Origin of the sequence: Actinoplanes sp. NPDC051851 (genome assembly GCF_040681165.1) — a bacterium.
Taxonomy (GTDB): Bacteria; Actinomycetota; Actinomycetes; order Mycobacteriales; family Micromonosporaceae; genus Actinoplanes.
In genome coordinates this window covers 53,509-67,243 of sequence record NZ_JBFAYF010000014.1, presented here as the reverse complement: position 1 = coordinate 67,243, position 13,735 = coordinate 53,509, and the positions used below count along the sequence as shown (strand labels likewise).

Below are 13,735 nucleotides of genomic sequence, written 5' to 3'. Positions count from 1 at the left end.
CGGGATGGCTGGTGCTCAGGGGTCTGCCGAGGCCTCTGAGTGACCCCTGATCGCTGGCCACGAAGATCGACCCGCCGGAACAGGGGCCCACCCCGACCGGCGGGGGTGGCTGGTCGGCGGGGAGGTGATCTAGGCGAACTCGTTGACGGCGAAGTCGTCGCGGTGGCGCCAGGCGGCGTCGGTGCGGACGTGGTCGGGGCGGACCCATTTCAGGACCTTGACGGGGAACTCGGTGGCCGGGATGCGGCCCGCCGCGCGTACCACGAAACCCTCGGACGTCCCCGGGGAGCGCTGGGCCGGCCACGCCGCGAGGGCCTCGGAGAGGCTGCCGCCGCGGTACAGGACCGGGACCGTGGGGAGTTCCAGGCGCTGTGCCCAGTCGACCGTGTCGTCCCAGCCGAGCAGGGTGTCGGTCTCGTCCCAGATGCCGAAGACCAGGAAGACGCCGGGGAGATCGGTGTACGCGACGCTGCGGCGGGCCCACATCGACTCGCCGCAGACCCGCCACTCGTCCGGTATCCGGTACGCCGTCATCGCCCACAGGGCCTTCGCCGGACGGTCCCAGGGCTGGGTGCCGGAGTCGACCGAGCGGGCGTACATGGCGTCCCGGGTGAAGGTGAGGTTCCCGCCGTCCATCTTCTCGGTCACCACGAGTTCGCCGTCCAACCACGACAGATCGCGCTGGATCCGGTCGTCGTCGGTCGCGCCGGGGGAACCGGGGAGGTGGAACGTCCGCGGGTACTTCACCGCCACCTAGAAGTCTCCCTCCGCGACCTGGAAAACGGTCAGGCCGAGCGCCCGCCACATGCGTACCACCTGCTGGCGGTCGTCGAAAACCCCGATGATCCGCCAGCGGTCGCGAACCATCCGGTCGAAGATCTCCCGCTTGACGATCGCGTCCTTGCGGCTGTCCCCCTCCGGGCGCATGAAGAGGCCCTCGTACGGCACGCCGACGAAGAGCTCCAGCCACGCCTCGGTCTCGGCGCGGCACTCCGCGTCCCGTCCCGAGCAGAAGACGATCGCGTGGCCGGCCGCGTGCATCGCCCGGACCGCGGCGATCACGGCCGGGTTGGGGGCGTCCTCACCGACCCGGGACCAGTCGTACGGGCTCCGGTTCCCCATCAGCGCGACCGTGCCGTCGATGTCGACCAGGACCGCGGGCGGCAGCTCCGGGTCGGCCTCGTAGACGTGACCGGGGCCGCCCGGCTCCACGAACGGGACCGGCAGCGGCAGGTTCCGGCCGGCGAGGTAGCGCTGGTGCATCCGGCGGATCGCGTCCTCGCCGACCCGGTCGTCCTCGGCGCGCTCGGCGTCCCGCCGGAGGCACTCCTCCAGCGGGACGTCGGTGAAGTCGTGCACCTCGAAGCTCGCGTCGAAGCGCGCGGCCAGCTCGGCCCACTCGCGGACGGTCTTGGCCCGCAGGTTGGTGTCGTCCACGATCACGCTGGCGTGCGCGCGCAGCAACGCCTCCACCGAGGCCCGCTGGGCGCTCGTGACCTGTGCCTCGGCCCGCTGGGTGAACAGCCGCCGGCCGTGCAGCATGCGCCGCAGGTCGTCGCGGTTCACCCGGACCACGTCCGGCTGCAGCTTGCGGGCGAACGTGGTCTTGCCGGAGGCGGGCAGTCCCCGCGTGATCAACAGTCGCGTCATTCTTCTTCGCTTCCTCCACCGGCCCGGTCGGCCGACGGCCGGACCCGCTGCCACAGGCCGGGACGGTAGTCGTGGCCGTCCAGACGTTTGAACAACTCGCCGCGGTGCGGGCTGCGCACGGCCGCGGCCGCGAACTCCTTGCGGCCCCAGCCCTCGGCGAGCCCGGCGACGATCTCGGCGTAGGCCGCCTCGACCGCCGCGGCGCGCGTGTCCACCTCGGCGGTGAGCGCCGCCGCGACACCCCGGGCCCAGACGTGGAACTCGTCCGGGAGGGGTTCGAGCATCGCGTCCAACGTGCCGCCGTCGGCCAAGATCTCCCATACCGTACGCGGGGTGAGGCCGGTCACCAGGCGGTGGAGGCGTACGTAATCGGCGTATTTGATCTTCACGCGCTGGTCGGCCTCGGTGAAGTGGACGACCAGCCCCTCCCGGCCGTCCCGGGGCGGCGCGGCGAGCGCCTCGGCGAACGTCGCGTACGCGAACGTCTCGACCACCGGGCCCGGCCATCCCGGCACCGCCGCGGGGCTCAGCGTCCGCCCGGTCGCGATCTCCACGGCGCCGAGCAGGACCAGGTCGTCGAGCCCGTCGTAGTCCACGACGATCCGGTTGCCCGGGTAGATGATCTCGACCAGGACGGTGAGCCCCTCCGGCGGCGTGAAACAGGCGTAGCGCGTACGCAGAAGCTCGGTGGCGTGGCGTGCCTGTTCCGAGGCGAAGGACCCGCGCGTGGCGACGGCGAAGCCGGAGCCGTCGTGATAGATCACACCGAGGCTGCCGTCCGCCTTGTCGGTGACCGTGACCGCCGCCGCCGGGTCGAGCGCCGGCGCCTGCGACTGGTCGTGGTTGAAGAACTTGGCGAAGGGCCGCGCCACGATCCGCCCCGCGGCGTCCACCACCAGCCCGCGGCAGGCGAGGGTGACCGGGGTCCAGGCGCTCGAGTACTGACAGGCCTCCGTGTAGTTGTAGATCGTGAACGGCAGGCTCGGGTGGCGCTGCGTCCGGATCAGTCCGTTTTCGATCGCTTCGGTCAGCGCGACCGGATCGAGGACGTCGTGGAGCAGCGTCATGGCGAGGCCTTTTCGGGAGGGGGTGAGCGAGGGGGAATGCCGGAGGGAGGGCCCACGTTATGCGGACCGAAACCAGTTGCACCTCCTGATTTCCGGCCGGTAGGGGAGGCATGGCAGACTGGTACATCGGCCAGTAGGGGTTCCGGTTCACGCCTTCGTTCATCAGGAACGGCGACCCGGCGACCCGATCATCGAGAGGGACCGAGAAGACATGAAGAGCGGCATTCACCCGGAGTACACGACCACCGAGGTCATCTGCTCCTGCGGCAGCACCTTCACCACCCGCAGCACCGCCAAGGGCGGCGAGATCCGCGTCGAGACCTGCAGCGCCTGCCACCCGTTCTACACCGGCAAGCAGCGCGTCCTCGACACCGCGGGCCGGGTCGCGAAGTTCCAGGCGAAGTACGCCAAGGTCAACGCCGCGAAGAAGAAGTAACTGCTTCAACGGCGCCCGTCCCGGATTCCGGGGCGGGCGCCGTTCGCGTGCGAGCCGCCGTGCGAGCCCTTGGGGGAAACGATGAGCACCGACCGTCTTACCGCCCTTCTCGACGAGTACGCGGACCTGGAGAAGCGGATGGAGGACCCGTCCATCCACGCCGACCAGGCGCTGGTCCGGCGGGTCGGCCGGCGTTTCGCCGAGCTCGCCCCGGTCTACGCGGCGCACGCCGAGCTGGAGGCCGCGCGCGCCGACCTGGCCGCGGCGAAGGAGCTGGCGGCCGAGGACTCGTCGTTCGCCAGTGAGGTCGAGGCGGTCGCCGCCACCCTCCCGGCGCTGGAGGAGAAGCTCGGCGAGATGCTGATGCCGCGCGACCCGAGCGACGCCAAGGACGTGATCATCGAGATCAAGGCGGGTGAGGGCGGCCAGGAGTCGGCGCTCTTCGCCAGTGATCTGCTGCGCATGTACACCCGGTACGCGGAGCGCCGCGGCTGGGTGGTCGAGGTGATCGACTCGCAGGAGTCTGACCTCGGCGGGGTCAAGGACATCTCGGTCGCGGTGAAGACGAGGGGCGTGCCCGAGGGCGGCCACGGCGTCTGGTCCCGGATGAAGTGGGAGGGCGGCGTGCACCGCGTGCAGCGGGTGCCCGTCACCGAGTCGCAGGGCCGGATCCACACCTCGGCCGCGGGCGTGCTGGTGCTGCCCGAGGCGGAGGACGTCGACGTCCAGATCGAGGCCGGTGACCTGCGGATCGACGTGTACCGCTCGTCCGGCCCGGGTGGTCAGTCGGTCAACACCACCGACTCGGCGGTACGGATCACCCACCTGCCCACCGGCACCGTGGCGAGCTGCCAGAACGAGAAGAGCCAGCTGCAGAACAAGGAGGCGGCGATGCGCATCCTGCGCTCCCGGCTGCTGGCCCAGGCTCAGGAGGCGGCGGACGCGGCGGCCGGCGACGCGCGCAAGGCCCAGGTGCGTACGGTGGACCGCTCCGAGCGGGTCCGCACCTACAACTTCCCGCAGAACCGGATCACCGACCATCGGATCGGCTACACGGCGTACAACCTCGACCTGGTGCTCGGCGGCGAGCTGGACGGCGTGCTGGACGCGCTGGCCGCGGCCGACCGGGAGGCCCGCCTCGCCGGCGACACGGAGTTGACCCGCCAGCGGTGATCGGGGCTCAGCCGACAGCGGTGACGATCAGCCGGTCGTCGTCCTGGCAGGCCAGGTAGCGGTCGGTGCCCCGGCAGTTGATGCCCTCGGCGGTGCCGACCGTGCCCATCGGATCGGCCCGGCCGGTGGTCAGGTCGAGCCGGGTGACCACGGTCCGCCCGCCCGGCTCGGCCAGCGCGCGGACCAGCAGCAGCGCGCCGGTCGCGGCGTCCGGCCAGATCGGGTAGCCGACCCCGTCGCCGGCGCCGATCGGCCGTCCGGTGGCCGCGTCGAGCAGGGTCTGGTGCGGCTCCTGGCCGTTGTCGTACGCCAGCAGCCGCCCGCCGCCGAGCGACTCGGCACCGGCCCACCCGGCCCCGCGCCAGCGCAGCGCCCCGGTCGCCGGATCGATCCCGTCGACCTCGCCGCCGTTCGAGAGGCAGAGCACCGGCCCGCAGGGCTGCACGACGGCCTGCCGGTTGGCCGAGGTGTTCCAGAGCTCGTCCAGGGTGTCCAGCCGATACGCGGTGATCGTCCCGCCCCGCCGGTCGGTCCGGGTGACCAGCAGCTTGTCCCCGGCGATCCGCAGGATCGTGCCGAGCCCCTCACCCGGCTGCCGCTCGATCCAGGAGACCCGGCGGGCCAGCAGCGGCGTGCCGTCCACGGCGTCGAAGACGGTGACCCGGCCGTCCGCGGTCGCGGTGACGATGCGTTCCGGGCCGTCCCCGCCGTCGTCCGGGGTCGCGATCACCTCGGCCGGGGTGATCCGCCGCTCCCAGCGCGGTGATCCGGTGCGGAGCCCGATCGAGCGCAGGGCCGTCAGGTGGCCCGCCTCGTCCTGGTCGCCGAGGAGAACGGTGTCGCCGGAGACCGCCTGCATCTCGCCCTCCGCCCGCCAGAGAGGCTCGCCGGTCGCCTCGTCCAGCGCGGTCAGCTCGCTCGCGGAGAGCTGCACGGCGAGCGAGCCGTCGCCGTACGAGACGTTCGTGGAGACCGGCGCGCCGGCGATCAGCAGCACGCCGCCGGCACCGGTGACCGCCATCCAGGAGGCCTGCCCGGTGGTCGCCCGTTTCCACCGCCGGTCCCCGGTGACCAGGTCGTACGCGGTCATCACCGAGCCGTCCGTGGTCGCCTTCTGCACATAGACGGTGCCGTTGCGGACGGTCATCGAGCTCTCGTCGTCGAACGGCGCCCACCACAGCTCGTGGACCAGCGGCACCCCGGGTGGCGCGGCGGCGCCGAGGAGCAGGACACCGGCCAGCGCCACCGCCACGGCGAGCCGGCGCCGGATCGAGCGGGGTGCCGGACGGCCGGCGGGATCGGGCTCCGGTCCGTCCCGGCCGGTGCCGCTGACGTCGCCCAGCTCGATCACGGTCACGCTCAGGCCGGCTTCCGGCTCGCCGCGGCGGCGGCCAGCGCGGCGCTCAGCCCGCGGCCGTTGGTGCCCACCTCGGACCAGCCGGCGGCCAGCCCGATCGGGGTGCCGGGGACCAGCACCTGCCAGTTCTCGGCGGCGGCCGCGGCGGCGATCCGGCGGGCCACCTCGGCCGCGTGGTGCGGCCCGGCGCCCGGCAGGACCAGCACGAACTCGTCGCCGGCGAACCGGGCCACGAAGTCGCCGCGGCGCATCACCCGGTGCAGCACGCCGGCGATCCGCTGCAGCACCAGGTCGCCGACGTGCCGGCCGTGGCGCATGTTGACCGTGGTGAAGCCGACGATGTCGCAGACGCCGATCGCGGCCATCTCGCCGCGGGCCAGCAGGCTGTCCACGTAGTGCTCCAGCTGGCGGCGGTTGGGCAGGCCGGTCAGCGGGTCGGTGAGGGTCTCGTCGCCGTACCGGTGCGGGTCGCGCTGGGTCTCCTGGGCGTCGAGCCGGGCGGCGACGCCGTCCAGGTAGCCGTCCCGGAGCTGGTCGATGCGCTGGGCGGCGAGGCGGAACGCGTACCGGTCGGCGGCGTGCGCGGCGGCGTGGTCACCGGCGCTGGCGTGGCAGATGCTGCGCAGCCGGGCCGGCTCGGGGGCGCCCAGCACCTCGGCGGAGACCGGCACCGCGTCCAGCATGGCCAGGGCGCGCTCCGGCTTGCCGTCGGCGATGGTGAGACAGACCGAGCCGAGGTGGCGGAGGTCCCGGGTCCGTACGCTGTCGCCGCCGCCGGTCAGCCACTGGGCGGCGCCGGCGCCGGTCGGCTCGCCGAGGGCGGCACGGCGGGCCAGGGCGTATCCGTAGACGGCGCGGCTGCCCGGGCGCAGCTGTTCGATCGCGATGTACCGGGAGAGCTCGGCGTCGATGTCGCGCAGCACCCGCAGGCAGCCGTCGGTGTCGCCCTGGTGGTCGAGGGCGACCGCGTTGCGCAGCCGGATGCCGGGGGCGGCGAAGATCTCGGGCACCAGGCCGGCGCTCGCCCCGACCTCGCGGGCCTGCTCGATCGCGGTCAGCGCCTGGCCGTGGAAGCCCAGGTACGAGTACGCCATGGCCAGGTCGTGCCAGCCCCAGGCGGTCTCCTCGTCCCGGTCGGGCACCGCGGCGAGCGCGCGGGAGGCCTGGACCAGATGGGTCACCCCGCGGTCCAGATTGCTCTGCAGGTGGGCGCCGAGGGCGGCGAACGCGTGCATCTGGCCGCGCAGGTACGGGTCGGGGACCTCGCGGACGGACTCGAACGCCCGGGACATCGCGGCGGCGAGCTCGGCGACCCGGCCGAGATTGATCAGCGCGCCGAACCGCTGGACGAGTGCGTACGCCCGCGTGGTGGGATCGGTGGAGACGTCGAGCACCCGGTCGAGGATCGGCAGCGCCTGTGCCGACCGGCCGTTCTGTTGCAGTTGCCCGGCCCGGCGCAGATCCTCGACATGCTCCGCGAGCTGGTCCAACCAACCCACCAGGCGCCTCCCACGGGCCTCGGCGCGGCGCTGGGTGACCCGGCCGACCCTCAGCGTGCGCGACGTCCCATGATTATGCCGTGATGCCGCGTGACGAACACCCCCGGAACGACGCCGATCGGACACGTTTGGCGCCGGTTCTCGCATCGGCGGTCGCCGAACTGTCGGCGGCGGGCGTTTCGTCACCGAGAGTGGATGCCGAGTGGCTCGCCGCACACGTTCTCGGCATCTCGCGGGGGCGCCTGCTCCTCGTCGACTCGCTCCGCGCCGACGAGGCCGACCGTCTCCGCGGGCTCGTCGCCCGCCGCGCCGGGCGGGTGCCGCTGCAGCACCTTCTCGGCACCGCGGCGTTCCGCCATCTCGAGCTCGCGGTCGGCGACGGCGTCTTCACGCCGCGGCCGGAGACCGAGCTGCTGGCCGGCTGGGGGATCGAGCGGACCGCGCCGGGCGCCACGGTGGTCGACCTGTGCAGCGGCAGCGGGGCGATCGCGCTCTCCGTGGCGGACGAGTCGGCGGCCGGCCGGGTGATCGCGGTGGAGCGGTCCACGGCCGCGCTGGAGTGGTTGCGGCGCAACGCCTCGGGCTTCCCGGCGGTCGAGGTGGTCGAGGCGGACGTGACCGATCCCGATCTCCTGTCCGATCTGCATGGTCAGGTGGATGTGCTGCTCTGCAACCCACCGTACGTCCCCGACGGCACGGTAGTGCCGCCCGAGGTGTCCGATCACGACCCTGCCGAGGCGGTCTTCGGAGGTGCCGACGGGCTGACCGTGATCCGCCCGGTGATCGCGCTCGCCGCCGCGCTGCTGCGCCCCGGCGGTGCGCTCGGCATCGAGCACGACGACGTGCACGGCGCCGCGGTGCCCGGGCTGCTCGCCGCCGACGGCCGGTTCACCGAGGTGACGGCGCACCAGGACCTGACCGGCCGCCCGCGATATGCGACCGCTCGCCGTCGGTAAAGGCATGGCACACTGCATCTCGTGATGCTCTACGACTGCGGTACCACCGCCGATCGCGATCGCGGCATCGCCGCAGCCGTCGAGGCCGCCAAGGGCGGCGAGCTCGTGGTGATGCCGACCGACACGGTCTACGGCGTGGGTGCGGACGCCTTCACCCCGCACGCCGTCACCGCGCTGCACGGCGCCCGCGGCTCCGACCGCCGGGTGCCGCCACCGGTGCTGGTCGGCTCCCGGCACACGCTGGACGGGCTGGTCTACTCCCTGCCCCGGGCCGCGCGTGATCTGGCCGACGCGTTCTGGCCGGGCGCGCTCACCATCATCGTCGAGCACTCGCCCAGCCTGCAGTGGGACCTCGGCGACACCGGCGGCACGGTGGCCGTCCGGATGCCGCTGCACCCGGTCGCGCTGGAGGTGCTGCGCGAGGTCGGCCCGATGGCGGTGACCACCGCCAACAAGCTGGGCCAGCCCGCCCCGGGCACCGCCGAGGAGGCCCGCGAGCAGCTGGAGTACGCGGTCCGCGTCTACCTGGAGGCCGGCCCCGCCGCCGACCCCGCGCCGAGCACCATCGTCGACGTGACCGGTGACGTGCCGCGCGTGCTGCGGGCCGGCGCGATCCCGCTGGAGAAGCTCCGGGACGTGGTCCCCGAGCTGATCGAGGGGCAGGACTGAGGTGGCGCCCTTCACCGTCCTGCACGTCTGCATGGGCAACATATGCCGCTCCCCGATGGCCGAGCGCCTGCTGGCCCGCGCGGTACGGGAGCGCTCCGGGGAGGCCGATCCCGATCAGCTGGTGCGCAGCGTCAGCGCGGGCACCGGCGGCTGGCACGAGGGCGAGGAGATGAACCCGCCCGCGGCCCGTCTGGTGCGCGCCCGGCGCGGCTCTGCCGACGGCTTCCTCGCCCGCAAGCTGCGCGGCGACTTCATCGACGGTGCCGACCTGATCCTCACCGCCACCGCCGACCAGTACGACTACGTGGTGGCGCTGCGCCCGGACGCCGCCGACCGGACGTTCGTGCTCGGCGAGTTCGGCCGCCTGATCGACACCCTGGACGCGTCGGCGCTGCCGCCGGCCGAGCCGAAGCCGGACGCCGTGCACGACCGGGGCGTGGCGATCGTCGCGACGGCGGCCCGGATGCGCGCCGGCGAGGCCCCGCTGATCAGCGACGACCTGGACGACCCGTGGGGCCGTGGCGACCAGACGTTCCAACGGGTGGCCGACGAGATCGAGGACACCACGGTCCCGTTCGCCATCCTGCTCCTCCCATGACCGATTCCGATCTCATGACCGATTCCGGCAGGGTCGTCCGGCCCGACGCGGACGGGCTGCGGCGGGCGGTCGAGATCCTGCGCGCCGACTCGGTCGTCGCCTTCCCCACCGAGACGGTCTACGGGCTCGGCGCCAACGCCTTCTCCCCGCGGGCCGTCGGCGAGATCTACCGCCTGAAGAACCGGCCGGGCTGGAACCCGCTGATCGTGCACGTCGCCACCGTCGAGGCCGCCCGCGAGCTGGCCGCGGAGTGGCCGGAGCACGCCGACGCGCTGGCCGGCCGTTTCTGGCCGGGCCCGCTCACGCTGGTGGTCCGCCGGGCCGCGCACCTGGCCGGCGTCGGCGCCGACAACGACACCATCGCGATCCGGGTCCCCGCGCACGACGTCGCGCTGCGCCTGCTCGCCGCCTCCGGCCTGCCGCTCGCCGCGCCCAGCGCCAACCGCTCCGAGTCGATCTCGCCGACCACCGCGGAGCACGTGATCCGCAGCCTGCCCGACGTGCCGCTGGTGCTCGACGGCGGTCCCTGTGCGTGGGGCATCGAGTCGACCGTGCTGGACCTGACCACCGGGGTGCCCACGCTGCTGCGCCCGGGCGCCCTCGCGCTGCGGGCGCTGCGGGACGCCACCGGTGCGATCGCGCTGCGGGACGCGGAGACCGAGGACGGCGCGTCCCGCCCCTCGCCGGGGATGAGCAAGCGGCACTACGCGCCCCGGGCTACAGTCATTCTCACCCCCGACGTGGCCGATGTTGATCAGTCAGGGCTGCGCTTGCCGGTGGGGATTCTGACGTACGAGGGAAGCGGGTCGCCCGGTACCGAGGTGCTCTCCGCGAACCCGCGGGAGTACGCGGCCGACCTCTACGCGGCCCTGCACCGGCTGGACGACGCGGGAGTGGCGACGATCCTGGTCCAGGAGCCGCCGCGGACCGAGGACTGGCTCGCCGTCCGGGACCGGCTGTCCCGGGCGGCAGCCCCGGCGGGGTAGCGGCGGCATCCCGGCGGGGTAGCGGCGGGGTCCATGCGGGGTGGTGGCATCCCGGCAGGGGCGGCGGCCATCTCAGCGGCGGCCATCTCGGCGGGGGCGGCGGCCATCTCGGCGGGTAAGGGCCGGAACCGGTCGGCGGCCGTTCCTGTGGTTCCTATGACTCCCCTTAAGTGCTCCTGAATTGCTTTGCCCGGAGCCGGGCGCGGCGGCGAAAATGATCATGTCCGACGCGCCCCGGTTCCGGTGCTCCCCCACGGGAGCCGGTGTGCGTCGGCAGCGCCCCGTGGCCGTACCGGCGGAATCCCACGTACGACGGTCCCCGCCACGGCGGTGTCCGGCGGCGTCCCGGTTCGGGACGCCGCCGGTCCACGTTCCGCTCCAGGTTCCGTTCCGCGACGCCGTGAGGGCTTCCGGCAGTGCCGCGCGTCCCGGTTTCGGCTGGTGCTCAGGGGTGTCTCAAGCGGAGCGGGACACCCCTGAGCACCAGCCAAAACCGTTCGGCTCAGGTCTCGGCGCCGCGGGCGATGTTGCGGGCCATGCCGTCGAAGATGAAACCGTGGAACGGCAGGACGGCGGCCCAGTAGAGGTGGCCGGCCAGCCCGCGGGGGAGGAACACCGCGCGCTGGTGATAGACCGAGCCGCCGCCGGGTGCCGGCTCGGAGCGCATCTCCAGCCAGGCCCGGCCGGGCACCCGCATCTCGGCGCGCAGCCGGAGCAGCGAGCCCGGGACGATCTCCTCGACCCGCCACCAGTCCAGCGCCTCGCCGACCCGCAGCCGGTGCCGGTCACGGCGCCCGCGCCGCAGGCCCACCCCGCCGGCCAGCCGGTCCAGCCAGCCGCGGACCGACCAGGCGAGCGGGAACGAGTACCAGCCGTTCTCGCCGCCGACCCCCTCGATGACCCGCCACAGCCGGTCGGGCGGTGCGTGCACGGCGCGGGTCCGCTCGTCGGCGTACATGCTGCCGCCGGACCAGTCGGGGTCGCTGGGCAGCGGCTCGGCGGCGGCGTCCATCCCGGCGGCGGAGGACCAGCGGGTCTCCACGTTCGCGTCCCGGATCCGGCCCAGGGCGAGCCGGACCGCCTCCCGGAAGCCGATCGGCGGGTCGCCGGGGAGCAACGCCGCGATGTCGTCCTCGTGCGCCACGGCCTCGTGGATCAGGCTGGCCACCAGCGGGCGGGCGATCGCGTTCGGTACCGGGGTGACCAGGCCGACCCAGTGCGCGGAGAGCCACGGGGAGAGCACCCGGGTGGGCAGGACGACGCGCCGGGGGAGGCCGGCGACCCGGGCGTACCGGTGCATCATCTCGGCGTAGGTGAGCACGTCCGGGCCGCCGAGGTCGAAGGCCCGGTGTACGTCGGCCGGCAGGCCCGCGGCGTCGATCAGGTACCGCAGCACGTCCCGGACCGCGATCGGCTGGATCCGGTTGCCCACCCAGCGCGGCACCACCATCACCGGCAGCCGTTCGGTGAGGTAGCGCAGCATCTCGAAGGAGGCCGAGCCGGAGCCGATGATCACCGGGGCCCGCAGCACCGCGGTCGGCACCCCGCTGTCCAGCAGGATCCGGGCCACCTCGGCGCGGGAGCGCAGGTGCGGTGAGGAGCGCTCGCCGGGCGGCGGCTCGGGACCACCGAGGTAGACGATCCGGCGTACCCCGGCGGCGCGGGCCGCGGCCGCGAAGTTCTCCGCCGCCTCCCGGTCGCGCCGCTCGAAGTCGCGCTGCCCGAGCGAGTGCATCAGGAAGTACGCCACCTCGACCCCGTCGAAGGCGGGCCGCAGCGTGGTGGGGTCGACGAGGTCGCCCTCGACGATCTCCACCCGATCGGCCCAGGGCACGTCGCGCAGGCGCCCGGCACTGCGGGAGAGGCAGCGCACCACGTGGCCGGCCTCGGCCAGCCGGGGTGCGAGGCGACCGCCGATGTATCCGGTGGCGCCGGTGACCAGACATCGCATAACTGCAGACTGTGCCCTCGGCCGGGGGGTCGGAAGCCATATGCTCGATCCAGGCATCTCCGCACCGAGCTCGGGAGGCCGGGTGAGCACCTTCTGGGGGCCGGATTTCGCCGCACTTGAGCGCGATGATCCGGAGATCGCCGGTGTCCTGCTCGACGAGGTGGACCGCCAGCGTGACACGTTGCAGCTGATCGCGAGCGAGAGCTTCACCTCGCCCGCGGTGCTGACCGCGCTCGGCTCGACGCTGGCGAACAAGTACGCCGAGGGCTATCCGGGCAACCGCTACTACGGCGGGTGCCACCAGGCGGACCGGGCCGAGGAGCTGGCCATCGCGCGGGCCCGTTCGCTCTTCGGCGCCGACCACGCGAACGTGCAGCCGCACTCCGGCGCGGCCGCGGTGCTGGCGGCGTACGCGGCGCTGGCCGAGCCGGGCGATCCGGTGCTGGCGATGGGGCTGCCGCACGGCGGGCACCTCACCCACGGCAGCAAGGCGAACTTCTCCGGCAAGTGGTTCCATCCGATCGCGTACCGGGTGTCGCCGGTGACCGAGCTGATCGACTACGACGAGGTGCGCGACCTGGCGCTCGCCCACCGGCCGAAACTGATCATCTGTGGGGCGACCTCGTACCCGCGCCGGATCGACTTCGCCCGGTTCCGCGAGATCGCCGACGAGGTGGGCGCCTACCTACTGGTCGACGCGGCGCACTTCATCGGCCTGGTCGCCGGGCGGGCCGTCCCGTCCCCGGTGCCGTACGCGGACGTGGTCGCCTGCACCACCCACAAGGCGCTGCGCGGCCCCCGGGGCGGCATGATCCTCTGCCGGGCCGAACTGGCCCAGCGCGTCGACAAGGCGGTCTTCCCGTTCGCGCAGGGCGGCCCGATGATGCACGCGGTCGCGGCGAAGGCGGTCGCCCTCCGTGAGGCGGCCTCCCCGGCCTTCGCCGGGTACGCTCAGCAGACCGTCCGCAACGCCCAGGCGCTCACCGTCGAGCTGGCCGCCGAGGGCATGCGTCCGGTGACCGGCGGCACCGACACCCACCTCGCCCTGCTCGATCTGCGGGAACTGGGGGTCAGCGGCCGGGAGGCGGAGGCGCGCTGTGCTCAGGCCGGTATCGCCCTCAACAAGAACGCCATCCCGTACGACCCGGCGAAACCGGCCGTGGCGTCCGGGATCCGGGTCGGCACGCCCAGCGTGACGTCGCAGGGGATGGCGGAGGGGGAGATGCGGCGGATCGCCGGTCTGGTCGCGACGGCGGTGCGCAGCGACCCGGAGACGGTGTCCGGCTCGGCGCGGCTGGCCGAGGTGGCGCTGGAGGCCACCGAGCTGGCCCGGCGCTTCCGGTTCTACGCGGACGCCGAGCAGGACGCGGAACAGCAGGTCCTGGTCTGAAGG

13 protein-coding genes are annotated in these 13,735 nt (G+C 73.5%); 7 read left to right on the top strand and 6 right to left on the bottom strand.

Annotated elements, in window-relative coordinates:
* Positions 1-129 precede the first annotated feature (129 nt).
* Genes AB0M08_RS16345 through AB0M08_RS16335 form a run of 3 tightly spaced genes read right to left on the bottom strand, consistent with a single transcriptional unit; the run spans position 130 to position 2,717 of the window.
* Complete coding sequence (locus tag AB0M08_RS16345; protein ID WP_364493289.1) at positions 130-753, bottom strand: RNA ligase family protein; 624 nt, start codon at positions 751-753, stop codon at positions 130-132.
* Positions 754-1,650 carry an AAA family ATPase gene (locus AB0M08_RS16340; protein WP_364493287.1) on the bottom strand — a complete coding sequence of 299 codons (897 nt, stop codon included), beginning with the start codon at positions 1,648-1,650 and terminating at the stop codon, positions 754-756.
* Complete coding sequence (locus AB0M08_RS16335; RefSeq protein ID WP_364493285.1) at positions 1,647-2,717, bottom strand: RNA ligase; 1,071 nt, start codon at positions 2,715-2,717, stop codon at positions 1,647-1,649. Before AB0M08_RS16335 ends, AB0M08_RS16340 begins: the two co-directional genes overlap by 4 nt.
* Before the next feature lie 211 nt (positions 2,718-2,928).
* On the opposite strand from AB0M08_RS16335, the gene rpmE reads away from it, so the two are divergent.
* Together rpmE and prfA are read left to right on the top strand one after the other, a co-directional pair.
* Positions 2,929-3,153 carry a 50S ribosomal protein L31 gene (rpmE, locus tag AB0M08_RS16330; protein ID WP_133874661.1) on the top strand — a complete coding sequence of 75 codons (225 nt, stop codon included), beginning with the start codon at positions 2,929-2,931 and terminating at the stop codon, positions 3,151-3,153.
* 81 nt (positions 3,154-3,234) lie between these two features.
* Positions 3,235-4,326 carry a peptide chain release factor 1 gene (gene prfA / locus AB0M08_RS16325; RefSeq protein ID WP_364493283.1) on the top strand — a complete coding sequence of 364 codons (1,092 nt, stop codon included), beginning with the start codon at positions 3,235-3,237 and terminating at the stop codon, positions 4,324-4,326.
* A gap of 7 nt (positions 4,327-4,333) precedes the next feature.
* Here prfA and AB0M08_RS16320 read toward each other — a convergent pair whose 3' ends face one another.
* Positions 4,334-5,683 carry a PQQ-binding-like beta-propeller repeat protein gene (locus AB0M08_RS16320; RefSeq protein ID WP_364493281.1) on the bottom strand — a complete coding sequence of 450 codons (1,350 nt, stop codon included), beginning with the start codon at positions 5,681-5,683 and terminating at the stop codon, positions 4,334-4,336.
* Between the two features lie 2 nt (positions 5,684-5,685).
* The gene (locus AB0M08_RS16315) at positions 5,686-7,182 is read right to left on the bottom strand and encodes a GGDEF domain-containing protein (RefSeq protein WP_364493279.1); all 1,497 of its coding nucleotides are present in this window, start codon (positions 7,180-7,182) and stop codon (positions 5,686-5,688) included.
* 83 nt (positions 7,183-7,265) lie between these two features.
* Here AB0M08_RS16315 and prmC point away from each other — a divergent pair, with 83 nt between their 5' ends.
* From prmC to AB0M08_RS16295, 4 genes are read left to right on the top strand one after another with little or no spacing between them, the layout of a single operon-like run.
* Complete coding sequence (prmC, locus tag AB0M08_RS16310; protein ID WP_364493278.1) at positions 7,266-8,138, top strand: peptide chain release factor N(5)-glutamine methyltransferase; 873 nt, start codon at positions 7,266-7,268, stop codon at positions 8,136-8,138.
* A gap of 24 nt (positions 8,139-8,162) precedes the next feature.
* On the top strand, positions 8,163-8,807 hold the full coding sequence (locus AB0M08_RS16305; protein ID WP_364493441.1) for an L-threonylcarbamoyladenylate synthase: 645 nt from the start codon (positions 8,163-8,165) through the stop codon (positions 8,805-8,807).
* A 1-nt stretch (position 8,808) separates the two neighbouring features.
* Positions 8,809-9,405 (top strand): phosphotyrosine protein phosphatase, encoded by a 597-nt coding sequence (locus AB0M08_RS16300; RefSeq protein WP_364493277.1) that lies wholly within the window; start codon positions 8,809-8,811, stop codon positions 9,403-9,405.
* On the top strand, positions 9,402-10,391 hold the full coding sequence (locus AB0M08_RS16295) for an L-threonylcarbamoyladenylate synthase (RefSeq protein ID WP_364493276.1): 990 nt from the start codon (positions 9,402-9,404) through the stop codon (positions 10,389-10,391). The genes AB0M08_RS16300 and AB0M08_RS16295 overlap by 4 nt, the downstream gene beginning before the upstream one ends.
* A 502-nt stretch (positions 10,392-10,893) precedes the next feature.
* Here the strand turns inward: AB0M08_RS16295 and AB0M08_RS16290 are convergent.
* Positions 10,894-12,342 (bottom strand): SDR family oxidoreductase, encoded by a 1,449-nt coding sequence (locus tag AB0M08_RS16290; RefSeq protein ID WP_364493274.1) that lies wholly within the window; start codon positions 12,340-12,342, stop codon positions 10,894-10,896.
* Positions 12,343-12,424: 82 nt separating this feature from the next.
* Between AB0M08_RS16290 and glyA the strand changes: the two genes are divergently transcribed.
* Positions 12,425-13,732, top strand: a complete 1,308-nt coding sequence (gene glyA, locus AB0M08_RS16285; RefSeq protein WP_364493272.1) for a serine hydroxymethyltransferase — start codon at positions 12,425-12,427, stop codon at positions 13,730-13,732.
* The last annotated feature ends 3 nt before the right edge of the window (positions 13,733-13,735 follow it).